Below are 23,155 nucleotides of genomic sequence, written 5' to 3'. Positions count from 1 at the left end.
TCTATGGGATTAGAATTATTCTGACGAATTCAGGGGAGGGGCTCATTATCATAGGCACATCGTTCGGATTGATCCATAACGACCAGAAGCATAGAGGAAGCCCCATTTTGCAAACTCCTTCGGTAAAATTAGTAAACCATATAGAATGCAAAGTTAACTTGACACATAATGCAAAGTGAACTATGCTAAAAATGCAAAGTAAACATTGCAAGGACGTGATCATTTGAAGACAAGAATTGCAGAACTGCGTAAGCAGCATAAGCTGTCACAGGAAGAGCTGGGACGAATTGTTGGCGTTACCCGGCAAACCATCACCTCTATTGAAAGGGGAAAGTATACGGCTTCCCTTATTCTTGCTTACAAAATCGCAAATTTTTTCGGACTCACCATTGAAGATGTTTTTGATTTCAGCGAAGTGGAGGAAATGTAAATGGACAAGTACAAGATTAAAGTAAAAACTCGCAAAAACGTACTGTCACTGGTAGCCGCTGCTACCCTATTGATCTATGTAGGACTTATATTTTACCAAGGTGGACTACCCGATTTACCTAGTTTTATAAAGGGATTTCACACAGGCGCTTTTATCGGGGTTGAAGTGGCTGTCGCTTTTTTCCTCGTCAGGTATATTAAAGCCAGCAATAATGAAGCCGAGCTGAAGAAGCAGTATATTGAGGAGAATGACGAGCGGAGTGTAATGATACTCCAGAGTGCCGGCACACTCAGCGCAGCAATCATTCTCATTGGTCTAGGCATTGCCTCCGTAATCGCCGGTTTCTTTAATCCCTTGATATTCTACACCTTACTAACTTGCTTATTATTTGTTTTAATCGTATTTTTTGCACTGTGGATGTATTATGCGAGAAAAATTTAAGGTTTTGATCAAAGCAGAGGAGAGCGGTAAATGTTTAGCGGATATCGAAATACTGGTTCATCAAGCGAAAATTTTTAATAAGACAGTTGATCGTTTCATAACTTAAGAAGAGAATGATGCTCATACAACCAAAACGAATACGTTCAAGCGTAAACAGATAAAATTACAAGATAAGGCATAACATGAGGCAGCTCCTGACGGGGCTGCTTTTTTATTTTATTTTAAGACGGATTGTCAAGCCAAGTGCGACAGTTCCTCTGAAAAGGATTCGTGAGCGGTTCTCCACCCCAAGCATTTTCGTGGTCTGTGATTGATCAGGTCCAGAGCGTTTTCTAGAGCCTCATCCGTGATTTGGGCGAAATCCGTTCCCTTGGGGAAAGACTCTCGCAGGAGCCCATTGGCATTTTCATTCGAGCCGCGTTGCCAAGAGGAATAGGGGTCTGCAAAATACACCTGCACGCCATGAACGGCTTCCAGACTGGTGTAACAGGCAAATTCCTTGCCACGGTCTGCGGTAGCGGTTTGAAACGCACGGACAGGGTACTGCGAAGCCGCTACCCCAAAGGCAATCTCCATGGACAATGCGGTACGATCCGGCATACGAATCGCAGTGTACAAGCGAGTTTTTCGCTCAATGAACGTGGCTACGCATCCCTTGCTTTTTCCGCGACCTGAGACCACCCTGAAGCTTTTCTTCGATGCGATTCGCCAGATCCAGATTCCACTTGCCTTCAGAAACGGATGCCTTACGCCGATGGATATAGCCCTCTTGAGAAGCCTTTGCGCAGTACGGGTGTTCTGCTGCATTTCGGCGGAGTTCCCGGCCAATCGTGGAAGGATGTCTGCCAAGTTCTTTGGCAATCACTCGGGTACTTTTCCCCTGCTGGTGGAGGATTTCTAGCTTGCTGCGTTCGATTATGCTAAGATGTGTGTAGCTCATGGTGGATTCTCCTTGTGTGAATGGTTGTGTGAGAACTTTCATTCTACACGAATCCGGCCATGGGCCATTTTTTATTTATTTCCAGTAGGTGTCGCACTTCATATTACAATCCGTCTTTTAAAAAAGGAGTATCGTCCATAAGAATCACTTGTGGGCAGGAATTCTGGAAAATTACGCCACGGTGAATCTGTACGAGTTACTCAAAAAATGGCATTGAATAGCTTTTAATTGTCTTTAGGGGCTTCCGGTTTCACGTAAACCATGCACTTCCTATCTGACCAACAACTGCCGTGGATGCGATCTGGACTGCTACCGGACAGGCCAAAAACAACTCAGAGGGATCATTTTTCACATTAACACCATTGCATGATTTCAACCAATGAGGTAGCATAATTTAGAATTCTTTACACTTGCTCAACCGAAGAATTATTTTTTTTAGGAGAGTGCCAACGATGACTACGATTTTGGTTGCTGACGACGATGCTAACATTCGCAAACTCGTTGGTTTATTTTTGCGTAACAACGGATTTACAACGATCAACGCCGCAAATGGAAAGGAAGCCCTGGATATCTATACCTCCACGCCAGTCGATTTGGTCATTCTTGATATTATGATGCCCGTTATGGACGGTTGGACATTATGCGAGGAACTTCGAAGAGCCAATCCGGATCTTCCATTACTAATGCTGACGGCAAGAAGCGAAACCTGGGAGAAAGTACAAGCTTTTCAGCTTGGAACAGATGACTATATGACGAAGCCATTCGATCCGCTTGAGTTAATGGCTCGCGTTAAGGCACTGTTGAAACGATACCGTATAGGTGTAACACAGACGATCCAGTTAGGAAACGTTATTCTGAACCAGCAGTCTTATAAGGTCGTGAGGGGCACAGAGTCGTTCACCTTGCCGCTTAAGGAGTTCGAATTATTGTACAAACTAGCTGGATTACCGGGACAAGTCTATACGCGGGAGCAATTAATCGATCAAGTATGGGGAATTAATTATACTGGCGATGATCGAACAATAGACGTGCATATTAAACGTCTACGCGAACGTTTCGCCGAAATCTCTGATTTTCGTATTGAAACGGTGCGGGGGCTGGGCTACCGGCTAGAGGTGCAGGAGTGACCGGCTCCCTATATACACGTGTAGTCCTGACCTTTCTGGTGTCCGTGATCGGGGGCACAATCCTTTCTTTTCTTGCTACAACCTGGATATTTCAAGATAAATTAAACGAAAACTTACAAGGCTCCTTGCTTGACTTTGGCCAGGATATCGTCCGCATCTACGAGACATTGCCTCTACGCGAAGCAGAAATGTTTATAAGTGAAATGAAACAACTCAACTCTTACCACATTCGAATCTATAAAGCAACGGGTCAGTTTCAATCCTATGGAGAACTTAAAGGACAACATCCTTTCCTAGTGACTACAGAACAAGTGAAGAAAGTGCTGGATGGGGAAAGGGTCCAAGTTAATGGAATCGATACGATCTTCTTGGGATTGCCGATAAAAACTGAAATGGGAAGCATAGCAATGTTTGTAGAGCCCCTCACTTCCTCTTCCACCTCATTTCTTATCAAGTTTGTTGTAACCTTTTTGATTTGTTCCTTGTTAGCAGGAAGCCTATTGATACTAATTGCGGCTATTTTTCTGGTAAGACCGATCAAAAAATTGACAGAAGCGACCCGGCTTATAGCTGCTGGAGATTTCAACGTCAAGCTTAATATTAAACAAAAGGGTGAGATAGGTACTTTGGCTCGCAGCTTCGAAGAAATGATGCACGATCTACAGCAGCTTGAGCAGATGCGCAGGGAATTCGTAGCAAACGTGTCCCATGAAGTTCAGTCGCCCCTCACTTCCATTTCCGGTTTTGCTATAGCGCTCAAACAGGTAGACATCCCGGATGACGAACGAAGCTCTTATCTCGACATTATCATCACTGAGACTGCACGGATGTCCAAAATAAGTGATAGTCTGCTAAAGCTGAGTTTGCTCGAATCTCAGTCATTGCAAATGCGACTTGCCACGCTCAGTCTGGATGAACAGATCAGACGAGTAATCGTCGCTATTCAACCCCACTGGTCGGCCCGTAACATTCAGTTCGATCTTGATTTGCAGCCAACCAAAATCACGGCCGATCATGACCAGTTAAATCAGGTGTGGATCAATATCTTTGGCAATGCCATCAAATTTTCCGAAGATGGTGCCCGAATTAGTATCAGGATCAAACAGAATATCAAGAACGTGACGATCCGCATATCGGATTCGGGTATTGGTATTCTCCCGGAAGACCAAAAGCGTATATTTGACCGCTTCTTTAAAGCAGATCGTTCCCACAGTCAGAAATATGAAGGAAGCGGTATGGGACTAGCTATTGTAAAGCAGATCGTCTCGCTTCATCAAGGGGACATCCGGGTGGAGAGCGAATATGGACGAGGAACGACCTTCATAGTCATCTTGCCAATCACAACACCCACAGAGTGATTGGATTTCATGCCTTCACTAGGCTATGACACCCTATATAAACCTCCTTGCGTATGATAATTCAAACTTTTTTGGCCTGTTCATCCTCCGTTCATACTCTAGTAATTAGGGGGACATCTTGGTTTGTTATATTGTCTTTAGCACCCACGTTATGGTGGCCTAACACAATGATGAAGACAGGAGTAGATGCAAGAATGAAACTAAGAGAGGTAACCAAACTGAAGATGAGTGTGAGGAGAGCAGGAAAGAGAAATACTATAGCTGCTGTGACTCTCATGCTGACGATACTTGCCCCAATGTCTGCAATGGCCGCACCGGCTCCCATGAAAAACAGCAACTTTACGTATGAGACAACAAAGAAAACCGTAATCGAAAAAGCCAAATTACTGACTGAAACGTACGGTACGACGAGTCTGCAATATGCGCTCATTGATGGTGGAGAGATTACGGTGTCCGGTCAAACGGGGAAGAACGATCTAAACGACAAGGTACCTCTTACTACGAACACGATCTATGGCATTGGTTCAACCAGTAAAATGATGCTTACAGCCGCTGTAATGAAGCTGGTTGATGAAGGCAAGATTGATTTGGATGTGCCTGTGGTGAACTATATGCCTGATTTTACAATGAAAGATAACCGATACAAACAGATTACACCGCGCATGCTGTTAAATCATTCCTCTGGTCTTCTGGGCACCTCAACCAGCAATGCCACCTTGTACGGAGATAATGACACGTATTCACATGATACGTTGCTCGATCAATTGGCGAATCAAAACCTGAAAGCAGATCCCGGCGCATACTCCGTCTACAGCAACGATGGCTTTTCGTTAGCCGAGATTTTGGTTGAAAGAGTGAGCGGCCTCGATTATACCGCATTTATACACAAGTATTTTACGGAGCCTTTGGATATGAACCATACCAAAACACCACAGGATGTGGTTAATCCGGCAGAAATGGCGGGAATCTATTCCCCTTTTTATAAGGGACAACTTCCAAAAGAGAATTATAATATCCTCGGTACTGGAGGTCTGTATTCCACCGCTGAAGATCTGGTCAAATTTTCACGAATCTTCACGGGAGAAGTTAAGGGTATTCTTTCAAATAAGTCTGTAAAAGCTATGGCACAAGAAGAGTATAAAAGAGGCATGTGGCCTAAGGATAGCGATACGCTGATGTCTTACGGGTTAGGATGGGATAGTGTGAACTTGTTCCCATTCAACGAATACGGTATTCAGGCCGTTATGAAAGGAGGAGATACGTTATCTTATCATTCTTCACTCGTGGTACTTCCGGAATACAACATGGCTGCAGCCGTGATCTCTTCAGGCGGGTCAAGCTTAACCAATCAATTCATTGCGAGTGATTTATTACTCAGCGCACTTGAAGAAAAGTACATTATTAAAGAACGGAAGCCGGAAAAATCATTTGGCGTACCTGTGAAGGCAAATATGCCTAAAGGAATATCCAAGTATGCAGGTATCTATGGTGAGAATAATTCAGTTACGAAGATCAAAATAAATACGGCTGGACAAATGACGCTCTCCTCACTCACAGCTCCAAGTAATCCGGTTCAAGAATACACCTATACATCAGAGGGTACTTTTGTGAATGATGATGGTACAGAAAAGTTGAAATTCGTTGAGGAGAAAAATGGGAATACCTACCTGTGGTCTCGATCTTATATCTCCGTTCCAGGACTCGGACAGGTGGCTCTCTCAGAATATAATGCGGAGAAGCTTAAAGCCAATACATTACCCAAGAAGATTAACGCTGCATGGGCAAAGCGCGATGGTAAAAAATATTATCTGGTGAATGAGAAATACACATCCATTCTCTATCTTAATGCTACATCGATCCTGCCTATTCAGTTGAATAAAGAGAATCCAGGGTATATGTCCAATAATAAGATTATTGGAGCCAACGAAGCAGCCAATCGATTGCAGATTCCAGGTTCTGCCGGACGTGATACGATGGACATTCATTTCTCCAAAAAGAACGGAGGAGAGTATCTTACATTTTCAGGTTATGTATACGCCAGTGAGGAACTGGTAAAACCCATCTATTCGGGTAAACAATCCACAACAACCATTCAAGCAGATGGATATGCCAAATGGTTTTCGGTACCAGCTACTGCGAAAGGGAAAGTCATGACAGTGAAGTTGCCTGCAAATGGAGCTTTTGCTGTCTATGATCAGAACGGAATTTGTATTAATCACAGCGTGGTCAGCGGTAAGAATATTGTTGTTTTACCAGAGAACGGCCGTATTGTATTTGCAGGTGAGGCTGGTGCCAAATTTGAAATTTCATTGAAAAAGTAAATAAACTCAACAGGAGAGAACCATCATGATGAAAAAAATATTAATTATTTTGCTCAAAATATTTGGTGCGATCGTTATCGCTTTTGTATTATTTATTGCGACTGTCTTTATTGTTAATGTAGTTAGCAACAAATCGGAGGAAGGGAAAATAAAACCTTATGGCCAATTTGTAGCGGTTGACGGCAAAAACATGAATGTGTTGATTCAAGGAAAAGGCAAAGAAACGGTGGTATTGCTTCCTGGATATGGTACACCCGCCCCAGCCCTTGATTTCAAACCGCTCATCGATGAGCTATCTCCATTTTACAAAGTCGTTGTCATTGAACCTTTCGGTTATGGATTAAGTGACATTACTGAAAAAGAGCGTACTACGGAAAATATGGTTAGTGAAATTCATGAAGCGTTACAGCAACTTGGTATTCAGCGTTACACGCTCATGGCTCACTCCATTTCAGGGATATATGGACTGGATTATGTGAACAAATATGCAAACGAAGTAACTTCCTTTGTCGGCATTGAGAGCAGTGTCCCAACGCAGGGAGGTAACGATGATCCATTCCCAACCGAAACGTATAAACTGCTTAAAAAATCAGGATTCTACCGATTGTTAATGAAACTGGCCCCTGATCAACTGATTGCACCCGATGTTGATGATGAAACCAGAGAGCAAATTAGAATACTTTCACTCAAAAATACGTTTAATCCGAACAACCTGAATGAAGGCGAAAACTTTGGTCCTAATTTCAAAGCAGCTGAGAACTTGTCCTTCCCCAAAGATCTTCCGTTGATTTTCTTCTTACAAGCGAATGATACCGAAACGGAAGGATGGATACCTTTGCATGAAGAGCAAGTCAAAGATTCATTGCATGGAAAAGTGATGACTTTCGAGGGGGAACATTATTTGCACCATACCCGATCCAAAGAAATCGCGGAAAATTTCAGGAGATTTATGAAAGAAATAAAATAATAGATATCAATCACTACTGAACTGCTCCCCGTCAAGTAGACACTTTAAAAAACAAAAATGATTCGTTTGGATACCTTAGCTCGGATGACGTGCTGAGGTATCTTTGTTATGCTGCTCTTCGGTATTCGTTCGGAGACAAACCGTCCAGACACTCTGTGTAACGGTAGTTGTTGTAGTAGCGCATATAATGACGAACTGCGCAGTACAGAGCTTCATAGGTGTCATACTTCGTAAGATAATAACTTTCTGACTTGTATGTGCCCCAAAATCGTTCAATGGGCTGGTTATCCAAACAGCGACTTACACGAGACATGCTCTTTGTAAATCCGTACTTCAACTGGAGCCTTTTATACTCATGAGACGTGTACTGAAAGCCTCTGTCGCTTTGAATCATTGGGGACACACCTGGAGATATTTCACAATTTCGATTCGTTCCTCGAATGTGGTTTTACGTCCTTTTTTCATGTGAGATCGTCCTTTACCTTGAAGGGTGTTTTTCCATACGATCTCTTGAGTATACTTGGAAATCCATCTCGATAAAACGCTTCGGCTTGAAATATGATAGGTTTGGATTGCCTTTTCTATGGAGGAACGCCCAGACAATACATCCTGCACGGCAGCTTGTTTAAGCTCGTTGGAGTACGCATGCCATGTTCTTGATTCCACTAATCCGCGCAAGCCCTCTTCTTTATATTTCCATATCCATTGCCTGATCGTATACGCACTATATCCTAATTGCTTGGCTTCCTGGTTTGGACTGGACTCCAACGCAAGGCACTGCTTCACTGCGCGTAGTTTCGCTTCAAGGGACACCTGGCTTCGTTTAGACATTAGAAAAACTCCCATCATAGTAGACGTAGAAAGTTTTGTTTTTTTCTACTGTCTACTATGATGGGAGCATATCAGCTTTTTTGTTTTAAGAAACCAAGTTCTTGTCCCAAGCGGAGGACAAGAACTTGGTTCCTTTGCCGAAAAGGACAAGATAATTGAAGATCACTTAGATTATTTCTGCGAACAAATTGTAAGTTTGCAAATGAAAATTCAAAATAGTATTGACGCAAGAATTCTATTTTGGATTATCGAAAAATTAGTTATTCAATTCAGCGAGAACTTTTTTAACGCCTGGCTGAAGATAGCAGGGAAGAGAAGCAAGGAAATTAGCACGCCTTCATGGGAAGAAGTAATTGCAATGAGAGATCGATCTTTTCCAATAGTAGCTTTGAAATACAATTTTGCTGAGAAAAGTTCATCTAGTTCAATCGAATATCACGATTCAGAAAATGAAGAAGTGTCAGGTGATAAATACATTTGTCCATATCAACATGAAACTGTCAAACGTAGTATTTTTACTATGGCGTCTTATACACCTCAATCAGTGTGATATGATGATTTAACGGTTTTTTGTTGCAGTAAAAAGATATAACTTAAAGGCAAAAGGAGGCAATGGAACAATGTTGTTGTCTTTTAAGGAACAATGTTCTTGTCCTCAGACAAAAAGCGGTATCCAAATCTAAATGTCCATATACATATGTACAAAATACTAGTTTTGTGAAACAGTATAATGTTTTATCTTAAGTCAGCTCAATTTTATCTATTTTCACTTAATCCCACACAACTTCTGTTCCCGCAATAAAATCATGTATTGCACGCCGATCTTCCCGTAATCCAATCATAAACATGCTCACAATAATTCCAATACCTAAGGTCAATGAGTACACAAGTCCTGCCACTAAAACTCGCATTAACATTGTAGTTATTCTAGGTGAGTGATTCTTGTGTGTCATCGCTTGGCCATACCAATAAAAACGCACTCAATATTTTGGCAAACGACTCATCTGTATCATAGTTCCCGGTAATTACACCTGCGATTCATATCTTGATGCGTGGATATTTGTATTATACTTGAAATATATACCATTTGGTTCATATTATTCATTTTAATCTCCTAAACCTCTTCCATCCCACTTTGTGAATTTATGAACGTTCTTATTTAAATTAACATGTTGGACTTACATTTTCACATAGGACACCTTATAAAATTAAAGAAAGTAAAATAAAAAAAAGCCATATGGCTTCATATGGCTTCAAAATGTATATCCCCCTACTCATTCAATAATCTAATAAAATGCTTTCCAGAAAGACCCTTCCGTATTAATAATGCTCATGATCTGACTAAACGGAATCGTAAATGTCGGAAATCCCGCAGCATATGGCGCGATATCATAGGGATTAAAATAAAGATGCAGTGCATCCGCTGTCACAAAAAAAGGCTGATTCGCACTTATACCAGTGTACGTATCTGGAAAAACATAAGAATACTGCGGATCATTTTTGATCTGCTCCCCTACAATCTGGCTTAACACCTTCACATAGTCACTGTTTGGTTTAAACAGATCCTTCAACTCGTACAGCTGGCCATTCGAAAGATTAATGATGGCATATATCATCGTTGGCATACCATGTGCGGCTCCAGCCGGATAGTTGTAACCAGTTAATTGCATTTGAAGCAATTGCTTCTGGTAGAACGTGATATCAAAATCACCGGTATACGTATAATCCAGTTGCTGATCTGCAGGAACAGGTTTCACTTGGGAAAGCTCCCTCAGCCTAGCATTTAACTTATCCTGCTCTGCTTGATTGCTCAATCCTTCAACCTTCGGATAATAGACGAGGTAATCTCGGTTAGGTTTATACTTCTCCTCACGCACCCGATAAGGCGGATGTAGAGGTACGATTATATTTTGCTGCCATATGATCTGTCCAGCTCGGTTCACATAGGATAAACGTTGATCCACAAACACCTTAATGAGATTCGGTGCCACAACTTCCATGGATCCTGCCCCTGTCACACGAGGATATCCTGGAGCTGGTCTGCCGCTCAAATCCAACAGATAAGTCTGATTTCCATCCGATGCGGAAGCGAGACCCTGTTTGTAATTTTCCACATTGCGATAGATAAAGTCCGTTAGTCTCCTGCCATTCATCTCAGAGATCGCATACAGCGAGCCAATATAAGGTTCCTCTGGCTGAATAGCTTTTCCAAGTGCATACCTGTGCTCCCCAAGCTCCCGAATGTCGTTATAGGCAGGTTGAATTACAAATGAACCCTGCGTATTAATAACACCATAGTTGGATTTGTAATCCTCTGCTGTATTAACAATCGCCTGCCCACCGCTAAAAGGAAATGCTGATGTAAACTTGGGCTGAATACGAATATTACCCCGTTCATCGATGTACCCGTATTTGCCCGAGGATTCTTTTTGAAAAGCAAGCAATCCATCTCCTAGCGGCCCTACATAGGTATATGGATAAGTCGCATGCCGATTTCCGTTCCGATCGATGAGCGCATATTCCTGATCTTTAATCTGTACAACAGCTTTGCCATGCTGAAAATCATTTGCTGACGCAAATTGTGCTCGAATCACTTCATTTCCCGAAGCATCCAGGTAACCATATAGACTCGATGAGCCATTCGCCTGATTTGGGTTATTATCGTAAAACATGGCTCTGCCTTCATGCATATCTGCGATAAACGGGTACGCCCGTTTGGTCAGAACCGTGCCCTGCTCATTGATCATTTTAAAGCCTTGAGAATCAATAGCCATAGCGCGCTCTTCAGAAAAAGAATTGATAGAATCGTACACTGGTTGAACCACATACTGTCCTTGAAGATTAATGACACCCGCACGGCCGTTCTTCACGACAACTGCCAATCCATTCGGCTGAAACGCCTGAGCTTCCTCCAGAACCGGCTCCAGACGAATATGTCCCTGTGCATCCATATAACCCCATCGAGTCCCGCTCGTTGTTCGAACAGAGACAGGATATAACCATGTCGTAACTCTGGTAGAAGAACTAGCAGCCAGCGCCTGTTTAATTTTTTTCTCCAGTTCAAGCAAGTTCTCTCTCGAAGGATACGCTTCCGGAAAGCTTAGCGCCTTCTGAACTGAAGTCAGTGCTGCAGGATATAGCCCTGCTTGAAATTGAGCATCCGCAAGGTAATACCAATAGAATACATAGTCGGGATAATGCTGTGTTAACTGTTCGTAATATTGCACTACTTTAGGATAATAGGCGGGGTACACATCCGTTGCTGGAACCCATTGACCCTGCTGCCACCGAATAATATCTACCCGATAAGCTTCCCCAGTATCGTGAATCCACAGCGCAACCTCAACCTTACCATCTCGCCCATGCGCACCAGGCATATCCATAATCTCAGCATAGCTATAATATAAATCGTCAGGAGCAATATCCTTCAGACCAGATTCAGTCCATTCATATACAGCAAGCTTTGACCAAATCGCACCAATCTGCCAGCCTACGATCAGATTATTTCTTGCCGTTGAAGTTGCAGGTGCTGCCGTGAGCAGCGTAACGCCATATCCAAGCCCTTTTGTCAGAGCCATCTTGATCCAATGTCCTTGAACAAACTTTAATATAAGCAGATACAGCTCGCTATTCAGTTGGTAAACAGCTGCAATCTCAGGCATTCCATCGCCTGTAAGATCAGCTGCATACACAGCCGGATGTAGATTGGGCTTATCAATCGTAATGACCGTTGCCCCCGCCGGAATATGTTGATTCACAATTTGCAGTAATAGCGGTTCACTCATCGACATCTTCGCTTCCTCCCTTATGACCGCATTCGCCTAATGGTATGCGTCTTTACTCGGGATATGACACGAAAATGTTTGATGTCTTCGTTTTACTCTTCAAAACTCACCTTTTGTCCATTAAGGAGTATATAGTTTACATCCTCTACCGAGATTGTTTCAGGTGATATCCATTTGAAATGGTCATTATCGAACTGAAATATGCTTGAAGTAGCAACGATCAATAGCCTTATGTTTTGCAATCGTCGCAAGATAAGTTTTCAGAATGCTTCACCCGGATTGAAATGCCTCTGGTTGCTGCCAAAATGTGAAAAAGGTATCCGCGACACATTCCTCAATCTCTTCATTGGACACATGCTGAAGAATTGAATGTGCAATCTTACACAACAAGCTCGCATATTTAGCTTCATAACTTATATTCGTTTATCAAAACACTTTTACTTACATTACAACAACAAAAAAATGCAGGTGGCTGAGCCTCTGCATTTTTTGTGTTATTTATTTTTTTACAATGTTAAAGCCCAGAAAGAGATCAATCTTATGTTTGCACACTGATCTGCACATACTGGGCCAAGCGGCAGTACTGATCCAGTAGCTGTTCTTCATGCCCTTCGCCAAGAGCAACCCGGCGTCCTGCTTCCAAAACACCATGGATCAATTCGTGCAGGAAATGCATTTGCATTCGTTGCACATCCGTAGCTAGCTGTCCCAGCAGCTGAATATCTCGAATGGTAAATTGAGATAACCCGCGAAGGAGAATTTCCTCAGCCCAGCCAGATAACTGCTGCATGCATTCATTATTTTCTTCCAAAACGCCCCATCCTTCCGCTACCGGAATCCAGCTTTAAACTAAGCAGCGTCTGGCCCTTCAGGAAACTGATTGGGCTGCACCTTTTCCCCTCCAAGCGTACAAACGCATAAAAATGTTCAAGCTTCTGAGAACCAAATCCCGACTCCAGCCTGTTAATCATAGACTGCCAATCGGATGAGTAAGGAAGCGTGAGTGGCAATCGCTCCCCCTCCGTATTTTCTACGGTAAGGATCAGATCTTGCGTCTGCTTATTGAATGTATGCTCTACAATGCGAGTTACTTCAATTATGGCCAGCCGTTCTTTCGGTTCTGCGAATAAATAGATAGAATCAGGCTGCTGTTGAAGTGCAGACGAGATATCCATGAGATACGAACCAAAATCCAGATCTGTCACATTCGTTCGTGGCAGAATATTCAGCTTCGCTCCATCGCCTGACGATATCCGTCGTTCTTCATTCACTTTAACGGACTGAAACTGTACTTCCTCTCCCGTAAACTGACTAAATGTCAGATTGGGTAGCCAAGGCGTATAGGCTGCATAATGTTCAGCAAACGAGAATTGTTGATCCTCGTAATAAACCGCACGCACATCACTGTACGTATACATCTGCCCATCATCCAAGCAATAGAAATAATACGTTATCCCGCGGAATCCGGAACGTGTCTCCCAAGAGTCTGCACCCAGGCCATAGAGATGAAGTGAAGGCACCGTAAAATACTTGCTTCGAAAGCTGCCAACAAGCTGATTCTGTTGCTTGATGGTTATCGCACTTTGTACAAGTACCTCTAAGGCGAGATAAAGCTTACTTATGCGATCCAGCATCGTCTGCATGGAGAATCGCACATGACGTTTGAAAAAAAGCTGAAGCTCTCCCTGAATTCCGCGCAAATTGCGTTCAACATCTGGAAGGTTACTGCTATGCGCAGCAATAGCCAATGTCTCGAGCTGAGCCATATAGGACTGGGGCAGCCTTGCGAGTCCTGTTTTAAGCATGCCTGCCAACATTTCGCGGCACTCACGAACCGTTTGAAGGGAGAACTTGGGCTCGTATGCGCGAACACTCAAAGCCTCTGTATCATCCAGTCCATGAATGATACGATATCGCAACAATGCTTCAAGTTTGGCCATCTTTCCGGCAGTCTGCTTTAATTTGCATAAAGCTTTAGTCAGATTAGGCTCTTCTGTAAAAGAAACCTCAATATCCTGACTTTTCAAATGTATGGTAAGCAGTGTATCCTCCGTGATCTGAATGTCTTCCGGGTAACGCAAACGAAAAACAATTTCTTCAACCATCGTTGAAGTATATGATTTGATGATTGGCGCAAGATCGGCTCCAAGCATCCAGCGAAAACGAGCATTCTCTTCCGATGGTTGAGTTGGCAACTCGTAACCACGACTGGCTGACTCCTTAACGAGAAGAAGTTTATCCTTATCAAAGGCCTTCTGCTTCTCGGAAAGCTCATGCACTTTCGAATCCTCAGATTCTTCATGCATAACTGGTGATGGCTCTGTCGCAGCATCATGTTCTACCGTTTGCTGCCGCTGATCATACAAAATCGCAATTAACACGTGCTTGCAGATATTCTCGGATGGACAAGAACACTGCCACTCATCCAGCGTAGCATGGAGGGTACATTCCGTACCCTCACTTAGCTGACAGCTGACCGATGCTGCATGCCACGTGTACTGCACAGATACACCCTGCTCCAGCTCTTTAAGCGCCCTTTTGTATAATCCTTTGTTCGCATAACGAATGAGATAATCCTCTGTGCACAGCTTCGAAAAATGCCTGAATTTCTGCTTAAATTCATTGGACTCGTTCATACCCACGGAATCAGCGCCCCGTTGCTCTCAAAATATCATAGATGGTTTCACTAAATACCCGACCTGGAATCTTGCCCAGAGGAATCGATTTGTTATCTGCGTAATAATAGTGCTGTCTCTTGCCGTTTGGTTTGAAGAAATGTAATGATTCCAGCGTAACATCATCCAGTCCTTCATAATAAGTGATACTTGTACCGCTGAATCGAAGTTCAGCAACGATCTCTCCATACTCTTTGTAAAACTCATGGAACCAACCGCCGTCTTGTGCAGGCCCTTTAATCCAGCCGTATTTCTCCAAAGCTTTCGGGAGAGCAGTTGGTGAGAACTCCTCTTCCGGAAGACGTTCAAATTCTGTCTTGGCCTGATCTTCATCCTCAATCAAGTGGATTTGACGTTTCAGCTGCTCAAAAGGCTGTTTGACCTCATAATCCTCAAGCTGAGTAGTCCATCCCTCCAAAATTTCCTGATCCAGTTCAAGAGGATGCACAAGCCCTACCTGAGCCCCTGATGGTAAATCCGTTTCATCCTCATCCACCGTATTAAACGTACCGTCCTCCATATACCGGAATGTGCTGACCAACTCACCATCTTCATATATTCCCCAGATTAATCCAACAGCGAACTTCTGCATGATCACATTGTCCACAAACAGGGATGTCCATTCATCAGCCGTCCAGAGACGTTGCTTCGACAACGATTCTTCCAAACGCTGTGTCTGGATCGTCACCATCGTTTTTAGATCCTTCTTCAATTGGGTGAAACGTGCCTTGGATTGTGCCGCAAGCTCAGGGTCATCCTTTTGTGCCGGAGCAGGCAAACTTTTGACTGATTTACCTGTCTCCTCATTCATGACGACAACCTGCAGCTCGGCATTGACTTTCACTTGGAAGGAGCGTTCTCCATAACTTAGCTGCAAAGTACCATTTTCATCAAAACCAAGGGAAGTGACAAGACGGTCTTCAAGCTGTTCCGCAGTCAGCCCCATGTTCTCAGCAGCAAGCTGTAATGCTTCTTCCGCTGCTCCTTTAACCTGGCGGTTCTTCACACTGCGTTTAATCTTATCAATCGCCATAAGCGCGGAAGGTTCTTTCAGATACGCCAGCACCTTCACTGCCTCTGCTGCAATAGCACCACGGCTGTTTTCTGTCCATTCTTTAATCTGCGGAGTCAAAATATGAACAATTTGAATATCACCGAAGAGTGCAGAGACATACATGACCCATTTTTCCTTCGCAGGTGCACCTTCATGAATCCATATCTGCAGTAGTTCTTTTGACAAGCGGATCAACGAAGCCTCACTCACATATTCTCTGAGTTCATTTAACCGCTCATTCGGCCCAGACCCGTGATCAATAGATTGCAACAGTACATACTGTTTGATCCGATCATCCAGAGGCTGACCGTCCGCTGAACGGATTAAAGCTGGCAGTTCCTTGAGAGGTAACCAACTAATCCGGGACATCTTTTTGGCATCAGCCAGATCAGCAAGCGCTGCGTGTGCATACTCAGGACTTAGCTCAGCTGTATCGAGCAAAATCTGAATCAGATTTTTCCAATCCGCTGCCTTCTCGTTCTGCAAAAGCTCTGTATATAATTCCTTACTGTTATCCAGACTTCGGATCGCTGTTAACGCCATTTCTTTAATGGATGCCTTTTTCTCGGCACGATAAATCATCGTATACAGTTCTTGATCAGGAACCCGGTTGAATTCGGCCAGAGCAATACTGTTCGCCCGTTTGGACGCGTCTTGCAAGCCTGCCTGAATAGCTGTCACCAACTGTTTCTTAGGCAAGGTAGCTCTCTGCTCAAATGCAACCTCCAGCGTTAATATACGTGTGTCCGTTGGCAGTTTTTTGTACTGCTTCAATGCGTACTCCAGATTTTGCTGCAAAATACGGCGATACTCATCCTGCGGCATCGATTGATACGTATAATCCGTCATACCATTCAACGATATTAGACTTGTTAGCAACTGTTCGCGTTTAACTTGAGGATCGTCACCATATGCATTCAATATTTGCTCACCGCTAAATGCATAAGAATGATACATATCTGATACAATATCGAGCGTCCATTCCGGATGGGTTAGCAAGATCGCAAAACGGTGCATCGGTTCCGAATCAAGTGGTAGGAAACTGATGCTAATGAGATTGTTAATCCGTTTACGATCCCGATTGACATGATTAAACAACCCGCGGCTGTCTTTGTCTGCCCAATATTCCTCAAATGTGTTCTCACCACTTAAATATCTGGCAATGGCAAGTCCTTGCCGCCCACCCTCTAGAGGTTGACGCAGTACACGGAATACAGCCTCTTCGATTGTAGTTTCCGGATGATGTAAAGTGATTCCCTGATCCAACATCATTTTATGAAGACATAATTTCAGAAATGGTGCCCTGACAATCTCATATGCTCGTTTGGAGTGTTCAGGTTGACTGGCAATTGCCGCCTTAATTATAATCCATGACACGCGGTATGAGTTCAACTCGATCTGCATCAATTCAATTAATTGATAGGGCTCGTTCAGCGGGATCAGACCAGCCAGCAGATCATCTTCGCTTCTTGAACGAGGATTCATACTAAGTAAATACTTACGAACCTCCATCGGATATATCTCATGTAAGTGATGAATGAATTCAAGAAGTACTTTGCCAACCTCACTGGCGTTATCCAGAAACCGCTGCTTCCCTCCATAGATATTCGTCAGATATAACACCGCACTGCTAAGCAACACCATGGTCTGATGAAAATCGGCATGTGAAACATGATGTTTCGGGGAGAAAGTGATTTCCGGGTAGTGCTTTGCAATCAGTTCACTGCGTTTTTGCTTTAAGAATTCCTCTTCTAGCAACTGGGTGGAACTGTTCTGTTTACCTTGAACGCTGCCTGCAATTAATGGTTCGATCAACGAATACAGCTCTGTGTGGAGCTTTGCCGCATCATTCGCCATAACATATTGGAACAGCTCGGGCAGGGATGCACTGATTTCTTTGATCTCGTTCATATTGGTAAACTCACAATCCGGTTGCAAACACAATTGAACAAGAATCATGGCATCAACCACATCTCTGAAATTGCCCTGACTATCTGCCTTTTTGGAATCAAACAACCATTGGGCTCGCTTCACGCGTCGCTTAAGCTCCGTGAGAATTTCTTCTTCGCCAGCATATTGCTTCATTTTCTTCAAATGGGATAACAAGTCGCCCATCCGGTCTGGACTCTTGCTTTTTGCATTTAATCCGTAAGCCTCCGAATCCTCACCGAGACAAGCTGTGAATGCGTTAACCCCCCAAGGGCTTCTGCGGAAATAATTCGACTCCAGATGCATAGCAATTGCTCCGGCACGGAAAAAAATATCTCCATCGTCTTTCTTGCCAAGCTTGGATAGTGCCTCTACAGTTCGATAGACGTAATGGCTCGTCTTGCCCATCATATCAGGAAATTTTTCTGTCGCACCCATAACATAATCAATAATTTCGGAACTGCGATCGGTCGTGAGTGAGTAATCATCTGAACAGATTGAAGCGAACTTTTCTACTAAACTCTCTACTGCACGGTCTGCGGTAAGCATCATATATTCCTCCATTAAGTTGGTTTAAGTAATCATTTCTCCAATCCATTCGGCAAGCTCATTAGGCGTTATAGCTGCGACTTGTGCTCCCATATTGGCCAGCGTCTGCGCGGCATGTTTGTTATATACCGATTCTCCATTGAAATCGAGTGCCGTGAGAACAAGCAACTTGCATCCTGAATCGATAATATCCTTGCACGCTTGATACATCTGATTGATCGGAAATCCTTCCACCAGATCACTGACCAGAATGTATATCGTTTTACCAGGATTCTCGATCAGCGTCTCTCCGTAACGCAGCGCTTTGGCAATATGAGTTCCTCCGCCAAGTTGCACATTCATCAGCACGTCCACGGGGTCCTCAAGCCGGTCACTTAAATCCACAACCTTGGTATCAAAAATGAACAGTTTCGTGCGTAACGCATTCAAACGATAGAAAATACTCGCCATGACCGAACTGTAAATGACCGAATCCATCATACTGCCGCTTTCATCTACCCCGATAATGATGTTCCACTTATTGTGCTGCTGTATATTCCCATCAAAATAAAGACGATCTATCACAAACCTTCGTTTATGTTTATCATAATTTTTCAGATTGCGGGCAATCGTGCGTTTAAAATTCAGGTTACGCAATGAACGCACTGAACTGGACGCATACTTACTTCGTTTCCCCATAATACTGGCACGGGTATGTAACTCCAGCTTCCTCCGTAGATCCTCAACGACTGTCCGCACAATATCTTTGGCACTCCGCAGTACTTCACCTTTCATACGTCCCTTGAACTGCATGATGTTTTTGAGAAGGTTCATATTAGGTTCAAGAGACTCCAGCAGCTTTTTATCTGTTAACAGTTCCGTAAGTCCATAACGATCCAATGCCTGTTTTTCCAAAATTTCAACCGTTGATTTGGGAAAAAGATCTCTGACCTTGTGTAACCAATTCGGAACGGTAAGCTCTGATGAACCACGTCCACCTTCTTTGCGGTAACCTTGCTCTTCCCCGTATTCACGGTTATACAAATACCCTAAAATCTCGTCCAGTTCCACATACTGAAATTCGCCCGTTATATATTGATCTGATTCACACAGGCCCACCTCAGCCGATTCACCAAGAATCAGGCGCCAACGGTTCAAAGTTTCGACAGCACTTCGTTCTTCCGTGGCAGGCTTCTCTGTCAATGGTTCGTCTTGTCCATGAGGTGCTTCGTTCATATTAACTTCCATGCTGCAAACTCCTTCCGAAGCGCCTCATCCCGCGTTCTGTATTGAACGAGCATCTGTTCATCCAGCACAGGGGTCGTCATCTCATCCGGCATCATCTGATGCAGATTTGTCACACGTTCAGCAATTAGATTCGTTTCCATCGGCGTAAAATAAGTGAAAGCCAGACGTAGTTCTGGAATCATCGCAATAAAATCGTCATAGGACAACTGCTCAATCAGCCCATTTAGCTCCGACAACAACTGATCTTCGTATAAAAAGGCATCCCGCGCAACCGTAAACACACCCTGTAAAAATAATGCCGTTTGACGGGTCTGTTCCGGTGTTCCACGAATATACCCCCTCGCACGCTCCACAATTTCCTCTCGGGATCGGTCACCCAGTCCGGATGCAATAGCGATACAGACCCCCTCAAGTTGAGCAGGAAGCTTCGGATCTGACAAAAGTTCATTCAGATGGATCCGAAACACCGTATCCTGGAATTGCTCCTCTGATGACTCCGCCAGCATCGCAAGTAACTTCAACCCCTGAATAATGCCTTCATGTTCATCGGCGTTCGTTCTGGAAAGCTGCTGCAGCTTGTCGACCGCGTTACTGTAGGCTTCCGATACGAGATCAGACAGGTGAGCATCATCCGATAATCCAAGCAACCTGCGGTGCTGATAAATCCGATTCAGAATGGTTAAGCTGTTGCACAAAGAAAGGAAGTGTCCATCTGTCCGCAGGGCAGCCCGAACCTTGGCATACAAATGCATGGCTGTCTCCTGAAGACCCATCAGCAGTGCTTGAAGCATCAGACTTGCAAGCTCTCCGCTGTGATGATCCGGGATGTCTTGCATCTGCTCCTCCATTTTACGAGTAGCTGCACCAGCAAGCGTACCCCCATACAGAGAATTTTCAATGAGCCGCGCTTCAATCCGTGAGGAATACATGTATTCCCAAGTTTCACGAACCAGGTTCATATCACGCTGTGCGATCCAGTCCGGACCTGCTTGGCGCTTCGCAAACTCGGGAACCAGATAAGAGATACATTGAAACAACTGGCTGATCAAGCGATGTTCTGGTTTAGCATATAAATCAAGCACTTTTTTGTGCTGTCCAGTCGTTCGAATCTGGAGTTTATGCTCCGTACAACGAGTTTTAAAATCCTCCACGATCGGGATATGAAAAGCATTAGGCGCAACACTTCCGATGGCATCCCCGGTTAATAGAAGCTGCAGTTCCTGCAACGGCTTATCAGTGGCCAGCGTAAGTTCTCCTTTGATGAATGAAGAAAGTGCCGCGTCCATAAGCTCATAAACTCCGCCTTCTCGCTTGCCTCTTAGCTCTGCCAGACCCTGTATCATACTGTAAGCCTCGATCGCATCACTTGTAGATACATGTTCTTCTCTTTCCCTCAGCTTACGCATCAGTCTCGATAACACATTTAGCGTGGTTACACGGTAAGGAGAACTTGGAGAACGAAGAATCTGACCCCAGATTTGATCATAAAAGTACACATAGGGCATGCCGCTGGCATAACCATTCAGACGATCAGCCTCGGCAAACGTGTACACCATGGGATACATCTGTTGCTGAAAGTCCACTGCATCTGCTGTAGCCTGCTGTGTTGTCGCGCCCTTTGGCTCCACTTCCTGATGAATGGAATTCACTAAGCCATACGTATGAAAACCTCCGGTAATAACAAGCACACGTTGATACTTCTTTTCTGCTTCCTTAATTCGTTTCACCATATGCGCTTCACGTAACAGGTCACCATTTGCAATCAGCCGCTCAGGGGTGTAACACATTCTGGATAGTGTACAGTAGGTGAAAACATCCTGAACAAAGACAGGGGTCTCTTTCTCCAGACCACCGATCTCAAATACCTTTTCCCACAATTCATCAAAGCTGCGGCAGTTTGTTTTCTCGCACAATCGGTTAATGAAGTCTGATCCGGCAAGCAGCGTTTCGTCCTGAATGGATATCTCTTTCTGCTCTGTTTGCGGAGGGTTGCCCGCACGTCCCGATACATGCCGATAATCCAAATCAATGAACTGTGTCGGAATGCCAAGCCGATGAGCTTCCTTTAGCGCAACATATTCAGGTGAATACCGAAGCATCGGATAATAACAGGCTTCTCTTCCATATTCATCTTCACAGGTATAATACAGACTGACTGGAGGAAGGGTCGCTTCATCCGTGAGAACAGAAATGAGCGGGTTGCCGCTTTCCGGTCCCTCAATCAGAATCATATCGGGCTTGTACTCTCCGATTACACGTAGCAGATGATGCGCACAGGCCGGACTGTGATGCCGAATTGGAAAATAAACCGTTCTGTTATTCAAATTAAATACACTTGTATCAAATATGGATTGCAGCTGATTCAAATCGGTAACATCCGATAAGACGGCAGGGTCAGCAGACTGTACCTGGCCTAACCGATCCATTTTCTTTCCTCATAATAATTCTTCCAGATCGCCTCTTCCGCAGAGCGAGCTTTGACAATTTTGGAAAAGTAGTTCTTGAGAATAGTTAAATCCTTATCATTTTCCTTAGCAATCGTTCCCAACATATTTTGCACTAACCGATCCAGCGCAATGGATTTGCCTTCGTAATAATAAGAGGTCATCGCGCTTTGCACGTACACGGACACCGCTTCTGCAGTACTCATGGACGCTTGAGGCGTATCCAGCTTATAACCTTCTCGCGACATCCCTGTCCGCAGTTCCATAAACGTAGTCGCCAGCAGCTCCACCACGTCGGTTTGAATTTCGGTATCAATTCCACTATGTAATAACAGGTTTCTCGCCTGAGATTCAATGATTTTGGCTTCCATTTTGACATTCTGAATCGGCTTGATCGTCTCAAAATTAAAACGCCGCTTGAGCGCACCGCTCATCTCGTTCACACCTTTATCCCGAATGTTAGCGGTAGCGATGACATTGAATCCAGGTTTGGCAAAAAGTACACCTCCGTCAAGCTCCGGAATACTCATGACTTTATCGCTCAGAATACTGATCAAACTGTCCTGTGCTTCGGCCGGACAACGTGTAATTTCCTCAAAACGGGTGAGGATGCCCTTTTTCATGCCATTGTATAACGGGGAAGGAACGAGAGCCGCCTCCGATGGTCCTTTGTCCAAAAGCATCGCATAATTCCAGGAATACTTAATCATATCTTCCGTTGTTCCAGCCGTACCCTGTATCGTATTCAGACTGGTTCCCGAGATAGCAGCTGTAAGCAGCTCACTAAGCATTGTTTTGGCTGTACCTGGCTCACCAACCAGCATCAATCCACGATTCCCCGCAAGTGTAACAACTGCACGTTCGATTAATACATCATTTCCGTAGAATTTACGAGTGATATTAATTTGTTCTCCATCCAGCATGGCTGGTTGATCTCGACCAATAATAAAATCCCGCACATGCGCTGGCGACAATAACCAGTTAGGCGGATGATGGCCCTGATCCTCCTGCTGTAATGCCCGTAATTCCTTCTCATATAACGTCTCAGCTGGCGGTTTAAGCATCTCCATTATCAAG

Annotated in this window: 16 protein-coding genes and 2 pseudogenes; 7 read left to right on the top strand and 11 right to left on the bottom strand. The window is 44.0% G+C overall.

Translation table 11 applies throughout. The features are described 5' to 3' along the window. Nucleotides 1-223 precede the first annotated feature (223 nt). Both ACR8BL_RS01540 and ACR8BL_RS01535 read left to right on the top strand, forming a co-directional pair. Nucleotides 224-430: a helix-turn-helix transcriptional regulator gene (locus ACR8BL_RS01540; RefSeq protein ID WP_434750979.1), complete on the top strand. Its 207-nt coding sequence runs from the start codon at nucleotides 224-226 to the stop codon at nucleotides 428-430. Continuing rightward, on the top strand, nucleotides 431-871 hold the full coding sequence (locus ACR8BL_RS01535; protein WP_434750978.1) for a hypothetical protein: 441 nt from the start codon (nucleotides 431-433) through the stop codon (nucleotides 869-871). A 234-nt stretch (nucleotides 872-1,105) separates the two neighbouring features. On the opposite strand, the pseudogene ACR8BL_RS01530 reads toward ACR8BL_RS01535, so the two are convergent. Next, nucleotides 1,106-1,811, bottom strand: a pseudogene (locus ACR8BL_RS01530) (IS30 family transposase). 452 nt (nucleotides 1,812-2,263) lie between these two features. Here ACR8BL_RS01530 and ACR8BL_RS01525 point away from each other — a divergent pair. The 4 genes from ACR8BL_RS01525 (at nucleotide 2,264) to ACR8BL_RS01510 (ending at nucleotide 7,584) form a co-directional block, all read left to right on the top strand. Continuing rightward, nucleotides 2,264-2,938: a response regulator transcription factor gene (locus ACR8BL_RS01525; protein WP_434750977.1), complete on the top strand. Its 675-nt coding sequence runs from the start codon at nucleotides 2,264-2,266 to the stop codon at nucleotides 2,936-2,938. Continuing rightward, nucleotides 2,935-4,296, top strand: coding sequence for a sensor histidine kinase (locus tag ACR8BL_RS01520; protein WP_434750976.1), 1,362 nt, complete (start codon nucleotides 2,935-2,937; stop codon nucleotides 4,294-4,296). Before ACR8BL_RS01525 ends, ACR8BL_RS01520 begins: the two co-directional genes overlap by 4 nt. A gap of 194 nt (nucleotides 4,297-4,490) precedes the next feature. Next, the gene (locus tag ACR8BL_RS01515; protein WP_434750975.1) at nucleotides 4,491-6,617 is read left to right on the top strand and encodes a serine hydrolase domain-containing protein; all 2,127 of its coding nucleotides are present in this window, start codon (nucleotides 4,491-4,493) and stop codon (nucleotides 6,615-6,617) included. A gap of 25 nt (nucleotides 6,618-6,642) precedes the next feature. Next, a complete protein-coding gene (locus tag ACR8BL_RS01510; RefSeq protein WP_434750974.1) occupies nucleotides 6,643-7,584 on the top strand; it encodes an alpha/beta fold hydrolase in 942 nt (313 codons plus the stop codon). Nucleotides 7,585-7,690: 106 nt separating this feature from the next. On the opposite strand, the gene ACR8BL_RS01505 is transcribed toward ACR8BL_RS01510, so the two are convergent. Both ACR8BL_RS01505 and ACR8BL_RS01500 read right to left on the bottom strand, forming a co-directional pair. Continuing rightward, nucleotides 7,691-7,978, bottom strand: coding sequence for an IS3 family transposase (locus tag ACR8BL_RS01505; protein ID WP_434750973.1), 288 nt, complete (start codon nucleotides 7,976-7,978; stop codon nucleotides 7,691-7,693). Beyond that, nucleotides 7,975-8,415, bottom strand: a complete 441-nt coding sequence (locus tag ACR8BL_RS01500) for a hypothetical protein (RefSeq protein WP_434750972.1) — start codon at nucleotides 8,413-8,415, stop codon at nucleotides 7,975-7,977. Before ACR8BL_RS01500 ends, ACR8BL_RS01505 begins: the two co-directional genes overlap by 4 nt. A 196-nt stretch (nucleotides 8,416-8,611) precedes the next feature. Between ACR8BL_RS01500 and ACR8BL_RS01495 the strand changes: the two genes are divergently transcribed. Further along, the gene (locus tag ACR8BL_RS01495) at nucleotides 8,612-8,965 is read left to right on the top strand and encodes a hypothetical protein (RefSeq protein WP_434758312.1); all 354 of its coding nucleotides are present in this window, start codon (nucleotides 8,612-8,614) and stop codon (nucleotides 8,963-8,965) included. Between the two features lie 220 nt (nucleotides 8,966-9,185). Here the strand turns inward: ACR8BL_RS01495 and ACR8BL_RS01490 are convergent. The 8 genes and pseudogenes from ACR8BL_RS01490 to ACR8BL_RS01455 all read right to left on the bottom strand — a co-directional run. Beyond that, nucleotides 9,186-9,341: pseudogene (locus tag ACR8BL_RS01490) on the bottom strand (RDD family protein); the annotation flags it as partial. Nucleotides 9,342-9,701: 360 nt separating this feature from the next. Further along, nucleotides 9,702-12,206, bottom strand: coding sequence for a WG repeat-containing protein (locus tag ACR8BL_RS01485; RefSeq protein ID WP_434758311.1), 2,505 nt, complete (start codon nucleotides 12,204-12,206; stop codon nucleotides 9,702-9,704). A 532-nt stretch (nucleotides 12,207-12,738) separates the two neighbouring features. Next, nucleotides 12,739-13,011, bottom strand: coding sequence for a hypothetical protein (locus tag ACR8BL_RS01480; RefSeq protein ID WP_434758310.1), 273 nt, complete (start codon nucleotides 13,009-13,011; stop codon nucleotides 12,739-12,741). Continuing rightward, nucleotides 12,998-14,836, bottom strand: a complete 1,839-nt coding sequence (locus ACR8BL_RS01475) for a hypothetical protein (RefSeq protein WP_434750967.1) — start codon at nucleotides 14,834-14,836, stop codon at nucleotides 12,998-13,000. The genes ACR8BL_RS01480 and ACR8BL_RS01475 overlap by 14 nt, the downstream gene beginning before the upstream one ends. A gap of 10 nt (nucleotides 14,837-14,846) precedes the next feature. Then, complete coding sequence (locus ACR8BL_RS01470) at nucleotides 14,847-18,422, bottom strand: DUF4132 domain-containing protein (protein ID WP_434756525.1); 3,576 nt, start codon at nucleotides 18,420-18,422, stop codon at nucleotides 14,847-14,849. Nucleotides 18,423-18,431: 9 nt separating this feature from the next. Further along, the gene (locus ACR8BL_RS01465) at nucleotides 18,432-19,622 is read right to left on the bottom strand and encodes a VWA domain-containing protein (protein WP_434756524.1); all 1,191 of its coding nucleotides are present in this window, start codon (nucleotides 19,620-19,622) and stop codon (nucleotides 18,432-18,434) included. Further along, on the bottom strand, nucleotides 19,619-22,060 hold the full coding sequence (locus ACR8BL_RS01460) for a DUF5682 family protein (RefSeq protein WP_434750964.1): 2,442 nt from the start codon (nucleotides 22,058-22,060) through the stop codon (nucleotides 19,619-19,621). The genes ACR8BL_RS01465 and ACR8BL_RS01460 overlap by 4 nt, the downstream gene beginning before the upstream one ends. Next, a complete protein-coding gene (locus ACR8BL_RS01455) occupies nucleotides 22,048-23,148 on the bottom strand; it encodes an ATP-binding protein (RefSeq protein WP_434750963.1) in 1,101 nt (366 codons plus the stop codon). The genes ACR8BL_RS01460 and ACR8BL_RS01455 overlap by 13 nt, the downstream gene beginning before the upstream one ends. Between the last annotated feature and the right edge of the window lie 7 nt (nucleotides 23,149-23,155).

It is taken from the genome of Paenibacillus amylolyticus (assembly GCF_051136285.1).
Lineage (GTDB): Bacteria > Bacillota > Bacilli > Paenibacillales > Paenibacillaceae > Paenibacillus > Paenibacillus amylolyticus_F.
Note: the sequence above shows the minus strand (reverse complement) of the source record. Positions and strands in the feature narration are given on the sequence as shown.